At 34.9% G+C, this 20,637-nt stretch carries 19 protein-coding genes; 11 read left to right on the forward strand and 8 right to left on the reverse strand.

Annotated features, from left to right (window positions below; genetic code table 11):
- The first annotated feature begins 64 nt into the window (after positions 1-64).
- From EGX95_RS28805 to EGX95_RS28815, 3 genes are all read left to right on the forward strand, one after another.
- Positions 65-856, forward strand: a complete 792-nt coding sequence (locus EGX95_RS28805; protein WP_000025699.1) for a TerC family protein — start codon at positions 65-67, stop codon at positions 854-856.
- Positions 857-963: 107 nt separating this feature from the next.
- Entirely contained in the window at positions 964-2,595 is a 1,632-nt protein-coding gene (locus EGX95_RS28810) for a YceG family protein (RefSeq protein ID WP_000492875.1), read from the forward strand.
- Positions 2,596-2,613: 18 nt separating this feature from the next.
- Complete coding sequence (locus EGX95_RS28815; RefSeq protein WP_001064413.1) at positions 2,614-3,696, forward strand: toxic anion resistance protein; 1,083 nt, start codon at positions 2,614-2,616, stop codon at positions 3,694-3,696.
- A 127-nt stretch (positions 3,697-3,823) separates the two neighbouring features.
- Here EGX95_RS28815 and EGX95_RS28820 read toward each other — a convergent pair whose 3' ends face one another.
- Together EGX95_RS28820 and EGX95_RS28825 are read right to left on the reverse strand one after the other, a co-directional pair.
- Positions 3,824-6,490, reverse strand: coding sequence for a cation-translocating P-type ATPase (locus EGX95_RS28820; RefSeq protein ID WP_000073700.1), 2,667 nt, complete (start codon positions 6,488-6,490; stop codon positions 3,824-3,826).
- 190 nt (positions 6,491-6,680) lie between these two features.
- Entirely contained in the window at positions 6,681-6,905 is a 225-nt protein-coding gene (locus EGX95_RS28825) for a DUF1128 domain-containing protein (protein ID WP_000366197.1), read from the reverse strand.
- A 174-nt stretch (positions 6,906-7,079) separates the two neighbouring features.
- Here EGX95_RS28825 and EGX95_RS28830 point away from each other — a divergent pair, with 174 nt between their 5' ends.
- Genes EGX95_RS28830 through EGX95_RS28840 form a run of 3 tightly spaced genes read left to right on the forward strand, consistent with a single transcriptional unit; the run spans position 7,080 to position 8,989 of the window.
- Positions 7,080-7,544 (forward strand): low molecular weight protein-tyrosine-phosphatase, encoded by a 465-nt coding sequence (locus EGX95_RS28830; protein WP_000250902.1) that lies wholly within the window; start codon positions 7,080-7,082, stop codon positions 7,542-7,544.
- Between the two features lie 53 nt (positions 7,545-7,597).
- Entirely contained in the window at positions 7,598-8,113 is a 516-nt protein-coding gene (locus tag EGX95_RS28835; protein WP_001085393.1) for a DUF4075 domain-containing protein, read from the forward strand.
- 6 nt (positions 8,114-8,119) lie between these two features.
- Positions 8,120-8,989, forward strand: a complete 870-nt coding sequence (locus tag EGX95_RS28840) for a YihY/virulence factor BrkB family protein (RefSeq protein ID WP_001226530.1) — start codon at positions 8,120-8,122, stop codon at positions 8,987-8,989.
- 184 nt (positions 8,990-9,173) lie between these two features.
- Here EGX95_RS28840 and EGX95_RS28845 read toward each other — a convergent pair whose 3' ends face one another.
- Entirely contained in the window at positions 9,174-11,099 is a 1,926-nt protein-coding gene (locus tag EGX95_RS28845; protein ID WP_123805804.1) for a heavy metal translocating P-type ATPase, read from the reverse strand.
- Positions 11,100-11,370: 271 nt separating this feature from the next.
- On the opposite strand from EGX95_RS28845, the gene EGX95_RS28850 reads away from it, so the two are divergent.
- The gene (locus EGX95_RS28850) at positions 11,371-12,321 is read left to right on the forward strand and encodes a DMT family transporter (protein ID WP_012644172.1); all 951 of its coding nucleotides are present in this window, start codon (positions 11,371-11,373) and stop codon (positions 12,319-12,321) included.
- A 122-nt stretch (positions 12,322-12,443) separates the two neighbouring features.
- Positions 12,444-13,124, forward strand: coding sequence for a lysoplasmalogenase (locus EGX95_RS28855; protein WP_001051052.1), 681 nt, complete (start codon positions 12,444-12,446; stop codon positions 13,122-13,124).
- Between the two features lie 53 nt (positions 13,125-13,177).
- Here EGX95_RS28855 and EGX95_RS28860 read toward each other — a convergent pair whose 3' ends face one another.
- Entirely contained in the window at positions 13,178-13,462 is a 285-nt protein-coding gene (locus EGX95_RS28860; protein ID WP_000867043.1) for a hypothetical protein, read from the reverse strand.
- A 186-nt stretch (positions 13,463-13,648) separates the two neighbouring features.
- Here EGX95_RS28860 and lepB point away from each other — a divergent pair, with 186 nt between their 5' ends.
- The gene (gene lepB, locus EGX95_RS28865) at positions 13,649-14,185 is read left to right on the forward strand and encodes a signal peptidase I (protein WP_000983298.1); all 537 of its coding nucleotides are present in this window, start codon (positions 13,649-13,651) and stop codon (positions 14,183-14,185) included.
- Positions 14,186-14,227: 42 nt separating this feature from the next.
- On the opposite strand, the gene EGX95_RS28870 is transcribed toward lepB, so the two are convergent.
- On the reverse strand, positions 14,228-16,990 hold the full coding sequence (locus EGX95_RS28870; protein ID WP_000151441.1) for a tetratricopeptide repeat protein: 2,763 nt from the start codon (positions 16,988-16,990) through the stop codon (positions 14,228-14,230).
- 462 nt (positions 16,991-17,452) lie between these two features.
- Here EGX95_RS28870 and EGX95_RS28875 point away from each other — a divergent pair, with 462 nt between their 5' ends.
- Positions 17,453-18,049, forward strand: coding sequence for a DedA family protein (locus EGX95_RS28875; protein WP_000434856.1), 597 nt, complete (start codon positions 17,453-17,455; stop codon positions 18,047-18,049).
- A 7-nt stretch (positions 18,050-18,056) separates the two neighbouring features.
- Here EGX95_RS28875 and EGX95_RS28880 read toward each other — a convergent pair whose 3' ends face one another.
- The 3 genes from EGX95_RS28880 to EGX95_RS28890 all read right to left on the reverse strand — a co-directional run bounded on the left by EGX95_RS28880 (position 18,057) and on the right by EGX95_RS28890 (position 19,349).
- Positions 18,057-18,485 (reverse strand): EamA family transporter, encoded by a 429-nt coding sequence (locus EGX95_RS28880; protein ID WP_000100306.1) that lies wholly within the window; start codon positions 18,483-18,485, stop codon positions 18,057-18,059.
- 145 nt (positions 18,486-18,630) lie between these two features.
- On the reverse strand, positions 18,631-18,777 hold the full coding sequence (locus EGX95_RS28885; RefSeq protein ID WP_000817786.1) for a BH0509 family protein: 147 nt from the start codon (positions 18,775-18,777) through the stop codon (positions 18,631-18,633).
- A 155-nt stretch (positions 18,778-18,932) separates the two neighbouring features.
- On the reverse strand, positions 18,933-19,349 hold the full coding sequence (locus EGX95_RS28890) for a pyridoxamine 5'-phosphate oxidase family protein (protein ID WP_000550221.1): 417 nt from the start codon (positions 19,347-19,349) through the stop codon (positions 18,933-18,935).
- A gap of 179 nt (positions 19,350-19,528) precedes the next feature.
- Between EGX95_RS28890 and cax the strand changes: the two genes are divergently transcribed.
- Positions 19,529-20,584: a calcium/proton exchanger gene (gene cax, locus EGX95_RS28895; RefSeq protein ID WP_000482144.1), complete on the forward strand. Its 1,056-nt coding sequence runs from the start codon at positions 19,529-19,531 to the stop codon at positions 20,582-20,584.
- Positions 20,585-20,637: the final 53 nt, after the last annotated feature.

The raw sequence follows: 20,637 nt of genomic DNA on the forward strand, positions 1-20,637 counted from the left end.
CGATATTCGTTTCCTTTTTTTGACCTTTCTATAAATCTAGCAAAGAATAGGGGATAAAGGTAAGATGAGTATTTTGCAAGGAATCCTTGATACGTATGCTCAATTTTTCGACTTGGACATGTGGATTAAAGTGTTGCAGGATCCAGTATCTTGGGGATTAATAGGTACACTTGTTGTACTTGAAGGATTGTTATCTGCTGATAACGCACTTGTATTAGCGGTAATGGTAAAACACCTTCCGGAAGAAAAACGTAAAAAAGCATTATTCTATGGACTTATTGGAGCTTATGTATTTCGATTTATCGCAATTGGAATTGGAATGTTCTTAATTAAATTAGCATGGGTAAAAGTGTTAGGTGCACTTTACTTAGCATGGCTTTCAGTTAAATACTTTATTGATAAACGAAAAGGTAATGCAGAAGAAGAGGAAGCTCATGGTATGAACCAAAACAGTGTTCTCTTCAGAATGTTTGGTGTCTTCTGGGGAACAGTTGCGATGGTTGAATTAATGGATATCGCATTCTCTGTAGATAGCGTACTTGCTGCATTTGGTGTATCAAATGAAGTTTGGATTCTATTATTAGGTGGAATGCTCGGTATTTTAATGATGCGCGGTATCGCTGGTGTATTCTTAAAATTGTTAGAGCGTATTCCAGAACTTGAAACGACAGCATATATTTTAATCTTAATTATCGCAGCAAAAATGTTATTGTCTGTCATTCATATTGAAATAAGCCATACAGTGTTCTTCATTATTTTAGTTGTAGCATTTGGAGCAACATTTATACTTCACTACATGAAGAATTCTGGACAAGCTAAAGAAGAAGTTGCAGCTACTAAAGAAGACAATAAATAATTGAAATGGGTTTGCTCGTTTTACGAGCGCCCATTTTTTATAGACAGAAATAGTTTATAATAGAAGAAAGACTTAGAAAAAGTAAATGTTTTTGGAGGTGAACTGTTGTGTTTTCACGTTTTACACTTCAACCATATGCATTAAAAGATGAATCAGATTTAAAGCAATTTGAAACGCTTTTAGAAAAACGTCCACAATATGAGCTGACAGAGAATGAGATGAAATTTAGTTATATAGCATGTCGAATCCTTGGCGTTCCTAATGATGTAGATGAATATTTCAATGAACTATTTGATTATAGTGAAGCGAAAGGAATTGAAGTTTTACATGAACAAAATTTAAATAAAGTAATCGATTCGGAAAAACTTCGTCACATTCAAGAAGTGTTCGGATTACATCAAGAAGCACCAAATGGCCTAACAGTAAATAGGCTAGTGGCACACTTATCTGGGAAACAACTTTTGCCGAAAGTAGATAATCCTGATTTACAACATTATATACATACGACATTTATTTCTGTATTGAAATTATATGAGAAACAACATAATCAATCTTTAAAGACAGAAGGCTTCCGTCGTTTCTTAATCGACATGATTAAATTAAGCGAAAATTACGTAGCGAAGTGGTTCTCTACGACTAACTATAAGAAACAAATGCCGCGTATTGTTTGGTACGGTGATGCACAGGAAAGCCGTATATATTTCTTATACTTTCTTATTATGCTCGGCTGCGATGTACTTTATTATCACCCAGAAGGAAAAGATGGATTTGAGAATGTTGATGAGGAAGGAAGAAGTTTTATTGTGTCTCATCCAAGTCGCATTTCTCTTGAGCCATTTCCAGATCGCCGCCGCGAGCGTGTTGCAACAGTGGCATATCAAGCTTCAAAAGAAATTGAACAAGTACTTCACCACGATAATTCATTATTATACAAGCCGTGGCAATTCCGTTCCTATACACCTGTAGCTCGTACGTTAAAAACAACATACGATGAACTATTTTTAATTACGAAAGAAAAGGCGTTTGTACGCCCGACATTCTTTGTTGAAAATAAACACATTTATATTCCATCCCTATTTGCGAAAATATCAGGTGTTTCAAAGAATGATAAAGAGTATTTTCAACGATTAAAGGCTGTTACATCATTTGATAACAGTTTATTAATTAATACATTTCCGTTTACGAAAGAACAAAAAGCAAATTTCCAATACCATTATCGAGATGCATTAGACCGCGGGGGAAAATTGCATCCAGATTTAATTATGAACAGTCATTGGTGGCCGCACAAACGATTGCCAGAAGGATTACAACATGGTATTGCAGAAGCGATTATCCATACGTGTGAAAGTGAAATGTGTAAACCAATTGCAAAAGAGACGAAACAAGATGTAGCGCTATATGTTTTCGCGCAACTTTCTCAAATACCACCGAATATTTTAGAACAGCTTGAGAAATTTGATTATTCACAAGATGTACCGAAAATTGTTATATTTAATAATGAGAAGAGTGGAGAGTTAACTCGTTCTGATGCTGTTTTATTACTATTTTTAAATCAAATTGGAGTAGATGTATTCCATTTCAATCCAACGGGAAGAAACGATATTGAACCGTATATTGAAGCGGGGGCATTTGATTCACATTGGCTTGAAGAGGTTAATTTCGATCTTGAATTTCATGGTTCATCAGCCTATAAAAATTTATCACAAACAATAAAAGGACTATTTCGTCCATTTTTATAAGGAAAGGGAGAATACCATATGAATAACCCAGTCGTACTAGATTCGAAAACAGAATTAAATGAGCAAACAGCACAAGATGTTCGCTTGCAACTTAGACAAGATGCGGATGTACAACGTATTTATAATGCGGTAGATATTAAAGATCAATTAGAATTAATTGAACTTGGAAAAGAACCTTCTATGGAAATTTCACGTTTTGCTGATCAAATTTTACATACGATGTCATTATCAAAGATAGAAGATTCTGGTGAATTATTAAAACAGCTTGGTAAAATTATGGACCGATTCGATAGCAAAGACTTTGCGGAAGAGAAAAGCGGTTTCTTCTCACGTATGTTCAAAAAAGCGGATAAAATGATTGAACAAATCTTTAGCAAATATCAAACGATGGGCCGTGAAATTGATAAAGTGTATGTGGAAATTACGAAGTATCAAGATGAAATGAAAAAATCAATTGGTACGTTAGATGGTTTATATGAGCAAAACTTAAAATATTATTTAGACTTAGAAAAATACGTAGTAGCAGGAGAAATGTTATTAGAGCGTTTAAATACAGAGTTAGTTCCGATGTATGAAGAGCGTGTACGTAATAATGATCAATTAGCAGGTATTGAATTAGAATCGCTTAAAAACTCTGTTGAAATTTTAGAACAGCGTATTGATGATTTAGAAAAGGCACGTATGGTTGCGTTACTGACAGCACCACAAATTCGTATGATTCAACGTGGTAATAATAAATTAATTGGTAAAATCAATACAGCATTTATTACGACGATTCCGATTTTTAAAAATGGTATTATTCAAGCGGTAAATGCGAAGCGTCAAAAGCTTGTTGCAGATTCTATGGCTGAACTGGATCGCCGCACAAATGAATTACTTAAGAAAAATGCACAAAATATCGCAACGCAAAGTGTGGAAGTAGCGAGATTATCAGGTTCTTCTAGTATTAAGATGGAAACACTTGAGGAAACTTGGAACATTATTTCAAGAGGTATGCAAGAAACACAACAAATTGAAGAGCAAAACAAACGTGAGCGTGAAGAAAGTCGCAAACGTATGGCTACATTAACTGAGAACATTAAAAAAGAATTACAAGGATAAAGTGAAACTTTAATCAGTGGGGTTTTGTTCATTCCCGCTGATTATTAGTCTTCACCGATCGGATGTTTACTGCCCGGTGAATAGTGGGATAAATGAAAAGGCAATGAGGAATAGTCCTCATTGCCTTTTAGTTTTTCTTCACTAATTTAATGATTTCATTCACAACAAGCGGAATGATACTTAATAAGAGAACAAATCCCCAATCTCGCAGCGTTAATGCATGCACACCGAATATATTTGCAAGGGGCGGGATGGAGATGATACAAACTTGCATAAGAACACCGATAAGAAGGGAGAAGACTAAATATTTATTTGTAAAAATCCCAATTGAAAAAATTGATTTCGTTCTTGAACGCAAGTTAAATGAATGAACGAGCTGAGAAAAACTAAGAACGACAAATGCCATCGTTTGAGCGTGTAATAGAGCATCCTCATCAATTCGCTCTGGGAAAAGAGGGAATAAATTTGTATCTCCAGTATAGAACTTTGCTCCGGCGATAAAGGCTATTAGCGTTAAAAGTCCAATGACAACCCCATTGAAAATAAGGAAAGGAACGCTACCACTAAATAAGCTTTCTTTCGCATGTCGCGGTTTTTCCTTCATCACATCAGGATCTTCAGGATCAACCCCAAGTGATAATGCAGGCAGCGTATCTGTAATTAAATTTACCCACAAAATGTGAATAGGTCGTAGTGGTGTTGCCCAGCCGAGTAAAATGGCTAAAAATAAAGTAATAATTTCTCCGAAGTTACAAGAGAGTAGGAAGAGAATTGATTTTTTTATGTTACGATAAATGTTTCTACCTTCCTCAACAGCTTTCACGATAGATGAGAAATTATCATCTGTTAATACGACATCCGCTGCCCCTTTTGCAACATCTGTTCCTGTAATGCCCATCGCTACGCCAACATCTGCTTGTTTTAAAGATGGAGCGTCATTGACGCCATCACCAGTCATAGAAACGATATTGCCTTTTGCACGTAATGCTTTTACGATCTTTACTTTATGTTCTGGAGAGACTCTAGCGAATACATGTAAGCGATCAATTTTGTTTGCTAGTTCTGTATCTGAAATGTTGTCTAATTCAGTTCCAATCATAATTTCAGATATTTCTTCAGCGATGCCAAGTTCTTTAGCAATTGCAAAGGCGGTATCTTTATGGTCACCAGTAATCATAACTGTGCGAATACCGGCTTTTTTACATTCTGTAATTGAATCTTTTACTTCAGTTCGCGGTGGATCAATCATACCGACAAGACCAATAAAGATGAGATTTTCTTCGAGATGATCTATATCCACATCGTTTGAATTGTATTGTTTAAATGCGAATGAAAGTACTCTTAAAGCTTCTTGAGACATTGACCCAGCGGCTTCTAATATTTGATCTTTATCAGCATCTGTTAGAACCTCGATTTTACCGTTTTTAAATATGTGGGTACATCGAGGTAAGAGTTTATCGATAGCACCTTTCGTCATGCTATAGTAGCTTTCATCATATGTATGCACGGTTGACATCATTTTACGATCTGAATCAAAAGGTAGCTCATTTACACGTTCATGTATTTTTTCTAAATGATCTTTTTGCATATTAAAGGTGCTCCCGGCAACGAGAAGAGCAATTTCAGTCGGGTCTCCCGTTTGTGAGTCATTATTGTAAGATGCATCATTACATAGCACCATATTTTCTAACAATAGACGTTGCACATCATTATTTACGTTTAAATTTTCTAATTGATCGTATGTGTTATCACTATAAAAGTGAGTAACGGTCATTTTATTTTGTGTTAACGTACCTGTTTTATCTGAACAAATAATTGTGACAGAACCGAGAGCTTCAACAGCTGGTAGTTTCCGAATGATAACATTTTGTTTAATCATACGCTGCACACCAATTGCAAGAACGATGGAAACGATAGCTGGCAAACCTTCTGGAATAGCTGCAACGGCTAAACTAATTGCAGTCATAAACATTTCTAGTGTATCTCGTCCTTGTAAAAAGCCGATGAGAAACATCACGATACAAATAGCTACAGCAACAAAGCCTAAATACTTTCCGACTTGAGCTAAGCTTTTTTGAAGTGGTGTCATATCATCGTCTGCTTCATGTAACAAGGTAGCAATCTTACCAATTTGTGAGTTCATTCCAGTTTCAACAGCAACACCGACGCCTCGTCCATATGTAACAAGAGTAGACATAAAGGCCATATTCTTTTGATCACCGAGTGGTACTTGTTCATCACTTTGCATGGAAGGGTGGTAGATTGCATCTTTATCAACAGGGACAGATTCACCAGTTAGAGCAGATTCTTCAACTTTTAAATTTGCGGTTTCGATCAGGCGTAAATCGCATGGGATATATCGTCCGGCGTCGAGCATAACGATATCACCTGGAACGACGTGCTCAGATGGAATTTCTTTTAGTTCACCATTTCGCTTGACGATAGCTTTAGGTGTCGCCATCTTTTTCAATGCCTCTAAAGCTTGTTCTGCTTTCGATTCTTGGACGACACCGATAACAGCATTTAAAACTACAACGAGCGCAATAATACTTGCATCAGCCCATTCACCTACAAAGGCTGAAATAAGGGCAGCAATAATAAGGACATATACGAGGACGTCATTAATTTGGGCGAAAATACGTTGCCATAAAGTGCGTTTTTGTTTTGTAGCTAATTCATTAAAACCGTATTGCTTTAAACGTTCACTGGCAATTTCTTCTGTTAAACCGTGTTGTTCATTTGTTTCTAAGTCAATTAATGTTTGGTCTTTCGTCTTACTGTACCAATTGCTCATAAGTAAGCACCTCCAGTAAAAACAGTTAGCAATGGTAGTGTTGCTATTATTTGTGAGTAGTATGTATGGAGAAAAAATCTAAGGTGAGGTTCTACTTCTATTGTACAATATTTTACAGTTGATTGAGGGAAAGAGAAGAGTTGTCATGAATTTGTTGGAAGTAAAAAAGAGCCTCATAAACGAGGCTCCTTTACTTTTTAATTAATGTACCTAATTCTTCTGTAATAGCTTGCATTTCACTAATGCTGAATGTTTCACGTTTCATAACATGCTCATAAATGTCACGTAAGTCTTCGTACATTTCTTCATTAAAGCTAGCAGCTCTCATCGCTCCAGCATTAACCATACGTAATTTTTCTTTAATAGCTTCAACCATATATTCAACGTTTTCTTCTGACTTTACGGATAAATCCACCGAAGTGTCCCCCTTTAAAATAACATAAGGCTATCTTAACATTTTTTATCATTTTCGTTAATGAATCTTTTCAATCCTATTAAATTAGTAGGGATTTCCTTTATATTCACTAATTGGTTGTTTATACTATAAGTATATATAAAGAAATGCACCAAGAAAGGAAGAAACAAAAATATGGTTCAAGTATTGTTTGTTTGTCTTGGGAATATTTGCCGTTCTCCGATGGCAGAAGCGATTTTTCGAGATCTTGTCGTAAAAGAGGAACTCGAAGAGAAAATTGTCATTGATTCTGCAGGAACTGGAGATTGGCATGTTGGCCATCCGCCACATAAAGGAACACAAAAAATTTTAAAAGAAAATGCAGTCACTTTTGAAGGAATTAAAGCAAGGCAAGTAGAAAAAGAAGACTTAACAAAGTTTGATTATATTATTGCCATGGACAACAAGAATATAGCAGATTTAAAAAGTTTAGGTAAAACTGGAGGCTATATTGGTAGGCTGTCCGATTTTGTTCCAGACGGTGGCTGGACAGACGTTCCCGACCCTTACTATACAGGGAATTTCCAAGAAGTATATGACCTTGTAACAGAAGGGTGTGCAAAGCTATTAGCTTTCATTCGAAAAGAACAAGGAATATGAGGAAACTTAGAAAGAAATACTTTCTAACATAAGAAATGAAAGGGTGAAGGAATATGGCAAAGAAAAATAATATTGCTCGAAACATTGCGATTGGTGTAGCTGCAGGTGTAGCTGTATCTATGTTGAAGAAAGAAAACCGTGAAAAAGTAAAAAATACTGCAGAAAAAGCAAAAACAAAGATGATTGAAATTGGTGAAAATGCAAAAATCAAAGAAAAAGTGCAAACTGTTACAGATAAAGGACGCGAACTTGCTGATTTAAATGTAGTGAAAGCAAAAGTAGCAGAAATTAAAAAATTGACGCCGTCTGTTGTAGAGACGTTAAAAGAAACGAAAGAAATTTTTAGTAAGAAAAAGGTTGAGCCAGCAGAGAAGCCAGAAACGATTGAAATTCAAGCTGTTTCTCCAAAAGTAGATGAACTGAAAGCAGAAGAAGAGCCGGTAGTTGCTGAAGATGGCGGTATGAAAGAAGCGCGTGAACTATTTATGAAAGACTCCAATGTAGAGGAAAAAAAAACTGAAGCGTACATTGAGTTGAAGCAAGATAAAGAAGAGAAGAAAAGCGTTTAACCATATATGAGAAAAATTTTAGAAAAGGTGAGAAGAAATCGTACTTATTCGTTTGGTAAAGATTTATATGACCGAACGATGCGCGATGATGTAGCGGGCTTGGCAGCACAGCTCGCTTATTTCTTCTTGCTTGCGATTTTTCCTGGGCTTGTTTTCTTAATTACGCTTCTTGGATTCATTGACCTTCAAACAGAAAGTGTGCTCAACTTATTAGAACCGTACGTACCCGAAGATGCAATGTCTTTAATTGAAGTAAACGTGGATAAAGTTGTAAATGAGCAAAATGGTGGTTTATTATCATTTGGTTTATTATCAATGCTATGGTTTGCTTCAAATGGTGTAAATGCGGTGATGAATGCTTTTAACCGTGCGTATGATGTAACAGAAACACGTTCTTTTATTAAAACGAGGGCGTTATCAATTGTATTTACATTAGCGATTATTTTTATGATTGTGTTTGCACTAATTGTTCCAGTGTTTGGACAAGTCATTGGGGCAGCTGTATTTAAAGCAATTGGTTTATCGGATAGTTTTTCTTACGTGTGGAGTATTACGCGTTTAGTAGCGAGTTTCTTCGTGTTATTTGCATTGTTTAGTTTTTTATATACATTTGCACCAGATCGAAAATTAAAAAGAAGAGAAGTCATTTCAGGAGCAACATTTGCTACTGTAGGATGGATTGTGGTATCGTACTCATTTGCTTATTATGTTGATAAGTTTGCGAATTACGCCAATACATATGGTGGTCTCGGTGGTATTATTATTTTAATGTTATGGTTTTACTTAACTGGATGGGTAATTTTACTTGGCGGTGAAATTAATGGTTTACTCCATCATTATAGAACGGGTGACAATAATTCCCGTAATGAAAAGTGAGCTCTTGTTCCATAATAATAGGGAACAGGGGGGATATTTCATGAGTAATAATAAAAAGAATCACAACAATAAAAATAACAATAAACAAAAGAGTAGTTCGCATCCAAAGCATAAAACGAGTGGTAGTGCAAACGGGCATAATAGCTACCATTAGAAAAAACGGGTCCTTTATGAGGGACCCGTTTTAATTGTTTCCTTTTAATAATCGTAAGCCATTTAAAATAACAAGAATCGTACTTCCCTCATGCCCGATAACACCGAATGGAAGAGCTAAAAATTGCATGAAGTTTGAACAAATCAGCATTGCAATTACAGCTAGTGAAAAGATTACGTTTTGCTTTACAATACGGTTCATTCGTTTTGATAAACGGATTGCTTGTGAAAGGCGAGATAATTCGTTCTTCATAAGTACAACGTCTGCCGTTTCTAAAGCTACGTCTGTTCCTTCACCCATTGCTACACCAATGCTAGCAGTAGCGAGTGCAGGGGCATCATTTATACCATCTCCGACCATTGCTACTGTCCCGTATTTTTCTTTTAGCTTTTTAATCGTTTCCACTTTTGTTTCTGGTAAGCATGATGCGTAATATTCCTTTATATTACTTTCAGAGGCAATTGCTTTTGCTGTTTCTTCATTATCACCAGTAATCATAATTGCTTCGACACCGATGCTTTGTAATTCGCGAATAGCAGCTATCGTTTCTTGGCGAAGTGTATCTTTTAAAGCGATAAGTCCAAGGATACCATCTTCGTCACTAATATAAACGACAGTTTTACCTTCTTTTTCAAGGGAAGCAGAAATACCATTATGAAATGTCTTTGTTTCTTCACCGATAAAATCAGCTTTACCTATTTTATAAGCTTTGTTTTCGAATGTTCCTTTTAGCCCAAAACCAGTTACATCTTCAACGTTTTCTGGTTTTTTTAATGTAATGTCATACGCATGTTGTGCATACTTCACAATAGATTCAGCTAAAGGATGTGTAGAGTGACTTTCAATTGCTGCTGTAATAGAAAGTACTTCTTTTTCTGTCATATTTTCTCGAACATATACATCTGTTACAGTAGGTTTTCCTTCTGTTAATGTTCCTGTTTTATCAAAAGCAATTGCTTTTACTGAAGCGAGACGCTCTAAATGTATGCCACCTTTAAAGAGAATTCCGTTTCTTGCGCCGTTAGAAATAGCAGATAACGTTGCTGGTGTAATGGCAGCAACGAGTGCACAAGGAGATGCGACTACAAGTAAGATCATAGCGCGATAAAACGTTTCATTCCAGCTCCAATCTAGTAAGAAATGAGGGACGAACATCATAAGCGCAACAACGAGTAGTACACCTTTTACATATGTTCCTTCAAACTTTTCGATGAATAGCTGTGATGGTGATTTTTCACTTTGTGCACTTTGAACGAGACGAATAATCTTTTGGAATAATGTTTGATCGCTCGGCTTCGTAATTGTAACTTCGATAGCGCCGCGTAAATTTACAGTACCAGCAAATACTTCATCACCATATTTTTTTTCATTTGGAATAGGTTCACCAGTAATCGCTGCCTCATCGATATTTGTTTCACCGCTATGAATCGTACCGTCAGCAGGAACGCGCTCCCCTGGTTTAATTAGAATAATGTCGTTAATTTGTAATCGTCCAACAGGAACACGTTCTTCAGTTCCATTTGAAATACGTAATGCTTCTTCAGGTTGTAGATCAAGAAGCGCTGAAATTTCTTTTTGACTTTTACTTAATGTATAAGATTCCATAGCACCGCTTAGTGCGAAGATAAAGATTAAAATCGCGCCTTCTGCCCAGTAGCCAATAATTGCAGCGCCGATAGCAGCAAGGAGCATAAGCATTTCGACATTTAGCTCTTTCTCCTCAATTGTATCTTCAATACCTTCTTTTGCTTTTGCATATCCACCAACTATATAAGCAAGGATATAGCAAGTAATGCCTATATTCATTACATCGTTCTTTGTGAATAACCAACCAGCTAAAATGAAAATACCAGATGCGATTGCAAATATAAGTTCATAATGTTTCTTTAATGTATCCCATAAAGAGGGATGAGAAATAGACTTTTGTACTTGTAATGTTTTTACTTCTGAGTTCATTACTACTCGCTCCTTCCAAATTCTTATTGAGAAAAATAATCAAAATCGAAACCCCTATAAAACGACGAAAGCTGCCATCCATAATGGATAGCAGCATTTCTGTTGAATCTGTTTTTAACAGTTATTATGTTGTAATTATTCTATAGTATAGCATATGTTTTCGTTAGATGATATGTTTTTGTTTGCATATAAACTGAAAACTTGTGTTTTCACACTTCCTTTGGTATATATGAATATTGTTCGTAAAAAAGATCGGAAAGGAAGACAACAAGTGAAGACAGAGAAATTTTTTACCCATCCGATTGGCGTATTTATTGCTGCAATAGTAGCGACTTTTTTATGGGGAAGCGCATTCCCTTTTATTAAATTAAGTTATGCTGAACTTGGAATTCAGCCACAAGAAGTTGGGGAGCAAATATTATTTGCTGGTTATCGTTTCTTCTTATCTGGGGTTATGCTTTTATTCTTCTTTAAAGCGTTAGGAAAAGATATGAGCTTCAAAAAAGGAACGGGGAAGCAGTTAGTACAAATTGGCTTATTTCAAACATTTCTTCAATATATATGTTTTTATATTGGAATGAGTTATAGTTCTGGCATTGAAGGAGCTATAATTTCAGGAACATCATCATTCTTTCAAATTTTACTTGCGCACTTCTTATATAAAGACGATGCGCTCAATATGAAAAAAATAATTGGAGTCTCTATCGGATTTTGTGGTGTCGTTTTAGTAAATGTACCGAGTGATGGTAGTTTGTCATTCCATTTCGGAATTGGTAGTTTATTACTTCTGATTGCAGCAATGTTGTACTCGTATGGGAATATATTGGCGAAAGAAGGTAGTAAAACATTAGATGTTGGCTATATGACAGCATACCAAATGATTTTTGGTTCTATCGGGCTATTATGTATAGGGGGTTTGCAAGTTGGAGTTATGCCATTTACATTTAGTATACATGCAATACTAATGCTTATCTACTTATCTTTCTTATCCGCAGCAGGCTTTTGTATTTGGAATACGATTATGAAGTACAACAAAGTTGGAAAAGTATCAATGTACATGTTCTTTATACCCGTATTTGGTGTGTTATTATCGAGCATGATTTTAGGAGAAGCAATTCATTCATTTGTATTATTTGGTTTAGCATGTGTAGCCGCGGGAATTATCGTGGTGAATCGTACGCCAGCTAAGCAGAAAATGGAGCAAGAAAAACAAGTAGCATAAATAACAGGAAACTGATTACAATGGAAGAACAGTACTGTTCTTCTTTTTTTATGTAGAAAAAGGATAATAGACTAGGTATAACGAAAAAAGATACAAAAAGCATTTATTGGGGAGAACGTGTTATGAATCTACTTTACATGGTGTTAATTGCACAAATCATTCTTTTTTTAATTGGTGTAATTTATGCAATAGGACAGACAAAAAAGAAAAGAAATAATATGCCGTTACCTTTAGCGGTGCGTCTTATTCTTAGTTTTTCTTTAACAGCAAGTGCAATTTGGATATGGTTACAAGATCCATCAGTAGATTATAGTACGTGGGTTGCACTAGGTATGACGTTATCAACTGTAGGGGATTTATTTATGGCAGGTTTAATTCCAATTGGTCACAGGCTAATTGGAGGGATGATTACTTTCGCGCTTGCACATTGTTTTTATGTAAAAGCATTTTTGCAAACAGGCATTTCATGGAATGGTTTTTGGATTGGTTTACTCGTATACGGACTCTTTCTCATTATAGGATGGTTCTTTTTTATTCGAAATGAGAAACAAGATAAATTGTTTACGATAGGGGCGCTAATTTACGGATTGTGGGTTGGAGGAATGGCTTGCTTTGCATTCGCCTTATACTATGAGAATACAGGAATATGGTGGATACCAGCTTTTGGTGGTTTACTATTTGTGATTTCTGATTTTATTATTGGCGTGACAGATATTGGAGGGCGCAAATTAAAGTATGAACCACTTTGGATTTGGTTTACATATGTAGCGGCTCAAATGTGTATTGTATATGTGGGAATATAAAAAGATACTCTTCGAATAGTGGATAGACTATTTGAAGAGTATCTTTTTTGTTACTATGCTACAATGTTTTTTTGTTGTAGAGCAGAAAGGCTGTATTCATCTGCTGCTTTATAACCTTGGGATAATAAATCATTGATGTAAAGCTTGTTGTAAATAAAGCAGAAGACTAAGTTAGAGAATCCGAATGTAAACATACTAGCGACTAAAATAATTAAAAACCATTTCCAGTCTCCACGGAATATAGCAGGGAAGAAACCAAAGAAAAATACAGTCCAACTAAAACCAATTTTTGCTTGTTTAATTTGACCGGTATTTTCATTTTTAAGCATAACTTTCATAGAAAAAGTCCTCCTAAGTAACTAAAAATATAATGATAAATGCAAGGTATAGTATATCAAAATAATACATTCTTGAATATTATTATTTGTATTTTTGTAATATTATAATTTCTTAATTCAGAATCTTGTGGAAAATATACAGTTGAAGTCTTTATAATAAAAGTAAAAAGACGATGAGATGGTGGAATGATGCAAAAGAAAAAACGTTTGCGTGAATTCTTTGGAACAATTGCAATTGCTTGTTTGCTCGTGCTTTTGGCGAAAATTTTCGTATTTTTTCCTACGACTGTAAAAGGGGCGTCTATGAAGCCAACGTTACAAGATGGGGATAAGGTGATTGTGAATAAGTTGGCAAAGCAATTTGAAAGTTATGGGAGAGAAGATATTATTGTTGTAAAGACAGATAATTTTTATGTGAAAAGGGTTATTGGTTTGCCTGGCGATGTTATTGAGGTGAGAAATGATCAATTATATGTGAATCATGAAGTGATAGAGGAAGCGTATTTGTATAGTAATAAAAAACAAGCTGAAAAAAAACTTATGAATTTAACGGAGGACTTTGGACCGATTACAGTTCCTAAAAATAAGATTTTTGTTATGGGAGATAATCGCTTAATAAGCAGAGATAGTAGAAATGGTTTAGGACTCATTGATAAAGCTGATGTATTAGGAGAATTAGCAGCAATTTATTATCCATTTGAACATATGAAAATAATGAATTAAAGTAAAAAACCAAGCAAATTTCAGTTTGCTTGGTTTTTTATGTTAAATCGTAGGAGACTCATTAAATTCATAGACGTCTTCATTGTTTTTGTGCGTACTTAAAACGAATTTGTGCTGCAATAGTTGCAGTTTAAAGAATGCTAACGGATCGTGATAAGTTTCTGGATTGCTTCTTAACGTTGCTAATGTTTGTTCGTCTTCCTGTATTTCAAGTTGAGCGGATTCTACATTTTGTTTCAATATGCTAAGTGGATCTTTAAAGAACATCATGATATCTCGTTCTAATGCGCCTTCAAATACTTCAAATTGAAGGAAGAATTGTTTTGAGATTATTTGAGCAATTTCCGTATAGTCTTCCGTTTCAATGTATTGTTTATATTTATTTGCAAGCATAGATTGATTTTTTTGCATGTTACCAAATAGTTTTCCTGCACTCTTTAAGAAAAATTGTGTCGGTGTAAAGCGTAATAAAATATTGATGTTCGATACTGTAATTCTATTTGTCATACGTACAACATCTCGATGCCAATCATCTAGTAATTTGAAATCGCAAGGAAGTTTCATACGTTCTTCTTTATATAATTTATTAAAGGTTTCACTCATTTCATCTAAATACGATTGAGCTTGAATAAATTCATTATGCGCTGTTTCAATCCACTCTTGAATAAACCCAGTAAATTTAGGGAGAAGCACTTGCTGTACATGTTTTTGAATTCGTTCGTTCATCGCAGTATTTAATTCTTCATGAACTAATTTGAAATCACTATCTTCTTGAACAAGGTCAGAGCAGCTCTGTAATAATTCAGGAATTTGAGAATGGATATCTCTTGTGATTTCTTCTTTCGTTAAAAGATAAGATTCTGTAATAGAACGAATTTTATCTTTTTCAAGAGCAGTAAGATTGTTAATAAATCCGTTTAGTTTTACTGAGATATGTTTATTCCAGCGTACTGATTTGACTAATGTATTTTCTAATTCCACACGTTCATTTACAAGGTATGCGATTGTCTTTTGAGTAAACCATATTAGTTTTTCGATACGTTCTTGTTCTATATCGCGTTCTGCTAGATTAGAAAGAATAGACTCTGTCACGTCCCCAAGTTGTTGGCTCCCCTCTTGTGAAGGAGAGTATGGGAAGAACTGCGCATTTGGGAAATGGACTTTCATCTTACTCATTAGTTTTTCATTCGTATCCGCACTATTTGTATGTAATACGAAATGAATTTGTAAGTTTGGTACTTGTTCACGTAAATAAAGTAATGTATCAAGTTCTTCACCATGTAACGATGAAGCAGAATTTAATACGTAAATAAGGCTATCTGCGGCTTGTAAGTATTCAAAATATGAGCTGTTTTTATCCACTTGTCCTCGAACAGATGGTGTAACAAGAAATGCAAATTTATTCTTTCTCAAAAATCTACTTGGTAATTTAATTTCTATACATTTGTTCTCAAGTTCTGATTGTTCAGGTGTAGCCATTATTTGATGGAATTCATCAAAGTTCGGTATATTGTGCACATCTAACGCAGTGAATTCTGTTATTTCAGTTTGGCTATCATCTTTAAATAGAATAGGAGTTGTTATAGTTTCAGTTAAGATGTTCTCTCCTAATATTGAATTGACGAATGATAATTTATCATAGTCACTAGTTCCCGAAATTAGTAATTTTGTAACATTTAAATCACATAGTTCATGAACGAGTAACGTAAATTGATGACTTAAATCTACATCATTTTTTTCAGCCCATACAGCAATTGTTTCGAATAAATGAGAAACAGTTTCCATATTCACATTTGTTTCAGCTGTTGAATTAGAGAGTAGGGCTCCCGCACTTTTTACGAGTAATGACTCTAAAGTTGTAGGTGAAACTTCATTCCACGCTAACACTGCAGCAGAGACGAATAGGGCGTCTTTTGCTCTCGTTAAACTAAACCAATTTGTTAATAAGTCAGGTACAAGTCCTTGCATTTCATGCATGAAATGTTCACCAGTAATTAATTCAAAGTACGTATCTTGATAGCGTTCAACAATTTCATGCCAATCGTCATTGTTGTCTGTCTCAATATGTAAGAATAAATGATTGATTGTTTGAATCCAAGGTAGATGTGATTTTTCATTTTGATAGCTGTTCCAAAGAGCGATAACAAGTTCCTTAAATTGGACTTGATCAATTGCATATAAAGCTTTTAAAGATTCATAGAAATATTCTGGTTTGATTTGTTTCGTAAATCCTTGATTCACATAATTAATTAAAGTATCGAACCAGTGTAATGATTTTGTTCGAATTCCTTCTTGAACGGCAAGTTCGATGGCATTATTCCAATCTTCTTGTTTTTCATAGAACGAGCGAGCAATTGAAGTAATATTTGGATAGTCAGGTTGAAATGCAACAGCTTCACTAATCGTTTTAAATGCTAGACCTAAACGATCTTGTTCGATATAAAGAGAAAGAAGTTGTAAGGAAACTTCCATTGTAAGAGTTGTATCTTCCGTTTGGATAGATTGATACATTTCTTCTGCTTTTGGTAAGAATCCTAGTTCAAAATAAGCATCTGCAATATTTTTGGTTGCCCAAAGTGCAAGCTCGTTATTTACTTTCTCCCATTTAAATATCGCTGCTTCAAAGTCTTTATTTTGGTAATAAAATTCACCTTGAGCAAAGCGAATATTAGAAATGTTGGAGAATTCATTTGTAGATTCATTTATATATGCTTCACCGAGTACTTCTGATACTGGAGTAGAAGTTTCTTCTGTTAAAAATGTTTTATAGTAAACCTTTTGGATAAATTGATTTTCAATGGTCATGTTCGTTCCCCCTGTATAATTTAGAAAAATGATGTTGTATGTAAAGGGTGCATGTTCTTTTAATAGGTAGAAGTTGCATTATATCGACCAAACTGTGTTTTTGCTAGGTATATCATTTTTCCTGAGAGTTAAACCGTTGCGAAAAGTAACTTTCCTTTATTGTAACAAAAAAACAAGCATATGAATTTTTATTTTTTAATCATGGTATTTGTGGATAGTAAGATTAGTCCTTCAAGAGGAGATGGATATAAGGAAAGAAGGCGGGAGTCTAGCACATGATTGATGTGTACTAAGAATGAGCGAGGTCACTGATTAATAGTTCAATTTCTGCCTGCTAAAGGAATGGATAGAAGTAGAGTTCATTATAAAAACAATGTATAGTGAATATGTATACCATGTTTGTCTGAAAGATAGAAAGGGCACAATGTGGAATAACGATCGTGTATAGGATGTGTCTTCCGAATGGAACAACATATTGGCGAGTTAATCGCACATTATGGGTATTTTGGAATTATTATAGCTTTAGCTGGCGGGATTGTTGGATTACCGATACCAGACGAGTTTTTATTGACCTTCGTTGGTTATAACGTTTCAAAAGGCGTTATGTCAGGAACTGCTGCGTTTTTAAGTGGGATGGCTGGTGCGATGTTAGGCATTACATTAAGCTACATATTAGGTTTAAAACTTGGACTCCCTGTTTTAAAAAAATATGGACCGAAAATTAGAATTAAAGAACATCACATTGAAAAAACACATATTTTATTTGAAAAATATGGCCCATTTCTTTTAATAGTTGGTTATTTTATCCCAGGAGTACGTCATTTAACAGCGTATTTTGCTGGGATGTCGAATTTAACACTTTGGCGTTTTTGTTTGTACGCTTACGGTGGTGCACTTATTTGGATCAGTGTTTTTATTGGACTTGGCTGGAAGTTAGGAGAGAAGTGGCGTTTCGTTGAGTATAGTTTGCATCATTATGGAATATGGATTTTATCCATTTCAGTAGTTGTTACATGTGTCGTATGGTTTTACATAAAGAAAAAGAAAAACCGCGAGTAGCGGTTTTTTAGCTGAAAGCGATAAATAGTACACCAGCTGTAATAAAGACAACACCAATACCAGTCATAAAGTTTAATTTTTCGCCGAGTATAATCATAGCGAGAATGATAGAAAATACGACGCTTAATTTATCGACAGGAGCTACTTGTGAAACCTTTCCTGTTTTAAGGGCAAGAAAATAAAATAGCCATGACGAAGCACCTGCAACCCCACTTAATGTGATAAAGAGCAGTGCTTTTTTATTTAGAAGTACGTCGCCAATATTTTGAAATTTACCTTGTATAATAATAACGCCTACCATAAATAATGCCATGATAATAGAACGAACCGTCGTAGCAACATTGGCATCGATTCCATCTAAACCGATTTTACCGAAAATAGATACAAGGGCAGCAGCAATTGCTGATAATAGTGCGAATAAGAGCCATGAACTCATAGTAAAATTCCTCCAATCGTACATTATTATACATGAAAATCATTCTCACGTATAAAGTGAATGGGATTTTACCGCCTCGCAAAGAGCTGGATAGATAACGAAATAATCCCCACCTTATATTTTTCATAAGGTGGGGATTATTATACTACTCTGCAATTTCCTCATATAAAAAGTACGTTACATTATAAATATGTTCTACTTCATCGTCTGTCATAAATAATAATTCGTCACGCTCAATCCCTTTTTTCTTTTCGATAAACTCAATCATGTTTTTGCGTTCTTCTCTTTTCATCAATTTTATTTCTCCTCTCAATCTGTTTTAATACAGTTTATTTAAGTTACTGCTATTATATAACAGAATCTTTAGAAAGTTCCACCTATTTTATTGTTTTTTTCAGAAGAACTTTTCGACAAAACAAGCCCACATAAAGGTGGGCTTGTTTCACTTTATAGTCGTAAAAACTCGGGCTCCGTCGTACCGGCACCATCGATGTAATAAATTGTATCGGGGTTGATTTTAATTAGTACATAATTAGGGTCTTCAGGACCGAGTAACCAACGCTTTAAGCTATTATTCCAAAACTTGTTTTTTAATGTGGAGTCTTCCTCGATGGAGGCTAAGCCTTCCACTTCAATATAATCTTCATCTAATTTTTTTCCTTCACGACCAAGTAGAACATGTACATTTGGATTGTTTTTAATATCTGTTATCTTTTTTGATTGTCGATCTGTTGCAACATACAGTACAAAATCTTCGTGGAAAAACATCATAAAGGCGCTATGAGGTTTCTCATTTCGTACTGTAGATAATACACCGGTACGTTGACCTTGAATAATAGTTGCGATTTTTTCTTTTAAGTGCATAATTTTAACCCCTTTTCATAATTTATAATTCTGTCTGTTTCAACAAGGTAATTTAAATATCTTTCATACTGTTTTCTTCAATCCGATTTTTTAAACGCAATTGTGATGAAATCGGACAAGTTAGGAGAAGAATAATAATAATATCGAGGAGAAATACATACGATGGAAGGATGGAAAGCATGTTTAATAAAATATTTCTTATCGTGGCGCTTATAGGTGTACCACTGTCTGTACTTGGGAAAACACTTCATTGGCCTCAAACAATTATGTTTGCTGTGTATTGTATTACGATTATCGCATTAGCGGGTTTTATGGGGAGAGCGACAGAAAGTTTGGCAATTGTATCTGGTCCTAGAATAGGTGGATTATTAAATGCTACTTTCGGTAATGCCGTTGAACTAATCATTTCAATTTTTGCCCTTCAGGCAGGATTAATTGAAGTTGTGTTAGCTTCTTTAACGGGTTCTGTACTTGGAAATTTATTATTAGTAGGAGGGCTATCCTTCTTTGTGGGAGGGCTTAAATATAAGAGACAAAGTTTTAATGTATATGATGCAAGGCATAATTCGGCTTTATTAATCTTTGCTGTAGTAGTAGCATTTGTTATTCCAGAGATTTTTTCAATGAAGATGGACGCTGGAAAGACGTATCAGTTAAGTATAGGTGTCTCGATTATTATGATTATTATGTACCTTGCTGCATTGCTATTTAAGTTAGTTACGCACCGTGGTGTATATCAGCATAAAAGTGATGAAGTCGCTCATGAGGAAGAACCAGAGTGGTCGAAAGGGAAAGCATTACTCATTTTAGCGATAGCAACAATTGCGGTAGCTTATGTGTCAGAGGCGCTCGTGCATACATTTGAGACAGTTGCAAAATCATTTGGTTGGTCAGAATTGTTTATAGGTGTTATTATCGTTGCGATTGTTGGAAATGCAGCAGAACATGCATCTGCAATTATTATGGCGTATAAAAATAAAGTAAATATTGCAGTTGAGATTGCGATAGGTTCTACATTACAAATTGCCATGTTTGTTGCTCCTGTATTAGTACTGCTTTCTATGTTTTTCACGCAAAGGATGCCTTTAGTATTTACAATACCAGAACTTGTTTCTATGATTACAGCTGTTTTCTTAACGATTGCGATTTCAAATGATGGAGATACAAACTGGTTTGAAGGCGGTACTTTATTAGCTGCGTATGTCATTATGGGAATTGGTTTTTATTTATTATGAAAAATAGGCATAACAATTGTGCTCAGAGAAAACAATAAACGAAGTAGTATATA

The organism is Bacillus sp. FDAARGOS_527, assembly GCF_003812125.1.
Taxonomy (GTDB): Bacteria; Bacillota; Bacilli; order Bacillales; family Bacillaceae_G; genus Bacillus_A; species Bacillus_A paranthracis.

Excerpts from the sequence above, each read along its gene's own strand:
- EGX95_RS28805 (WP_000025699.1), top strand. The coding sequence starts at position 65 with ATGAGTATTTTGCAAGGAATCCTTGATACGTATGCTCAATTTTTCGAC.
- EGX95_RS28815 (WP_001064413.1), top strand. The coding sequence starts at position 2,614 with ATGAATAACCCAGTCGTACTAGATTCGAAAACAGAATTAAATGAGCAA.
- EGX95_RS28820 (WP_000073700.1), bottom strand. The coding sequence starts at position 6,490 with ATGAGCAATTGGTACAGTAAGACGAAAGACCAAACATTAATTGACTTA.
- EGX95_RS28830 (WP_000250902.1), top strand. The coding sequence starts at position 7,080 with ATGGTTCAAGTATTGTTTGTTTGTCTTGGGAATATTTGCCGTTCTCCG.
- EGX95_RS28835 (WP_001085393.1), top strand. The coding sequence starts at position 7,598 with ATGGCAAAGAAAAATAATATTGCTCGAAACATTGCGATTGGTGTAGCT.
- EGX95_RS28840 (WP_001226530.1), top strand. The coding sequence starts at position 8,120 with ATGAGAAAAATTTTAGAAAAGGTGAGAAGAAATCGTACTTATTCGTTT.
- EGX95_RS28845 (WP_123805804.1), bottom strand. The coding sequence starts at position 11,099 with ATGAACTCAGAAGTAAAAACATTACAAGTACAAAAGTCTATTTCTCAT.
- EGX95_RS28855 (WP_001051052.1), top strand. The coding sequence starts at position 12,444 with ATGAATCTACTTTACATGGTGTTAATTGCACAAATCATTCTTTTTTTA.
- EGX95_RS28860 (WP_000867043.1), bottom strand. The coding sequence starts at position 13,462 with ATGAAAGTTATGCTTAAAAATGAAAATACCGGTCAAATTAAACAAGCA.
- lepB (WP_000983298.1), top strand. The coding sequence starts at position 13,649 with ATGATGCAAAAGAAAAAACGTTTGCGTGAATTCTTTGGAACAATTGCA.
- EGX95_RS28870 (WP_000151441.1), bottom strand. The coding sequence starts at position 16,990 with ATGACCATTGAAAATCAATTTATCCAAAAGGTTTACTATAAAACATTT.
- EGX95_RS28875 (WP_000434856.1), top strand. The coding sequence starts at position 17,453 with ATGGAACAACATATTGGCGAGTTAATCGCACATTATGGGTATTTTGGA.
- EGX95_RS28880 (WP_000100306.1), bottom strand. The coding sequence starts at position 18,485 with ATGAGTTCATGGCTCTTATTCGCACTATTATCAGCAATTGCTGCTGCC.
- EGX95_RS28885 (WP_000817786.1), bottom strand. The coding sequence starts at position 18,777 with ATGAAAAGAGAAGAACGCAAAAACATGATTGAGTTTATCGAAAAGAAA.
- EGX95_RS28890 (WP_000550221.1), bottom strand. The coding sequence starts at position 19,349 with ATGCACTTAAAAGAAAAAATCGCAACTATTATTCAAGGTCAACGTACC.
- cax (WP_000482144.1), top strand. The coding sequence starts at position 19,529 with ATGTTTAATAAAATATTTCTTATCGTGGCGCTTATAGGTGTACCACTG.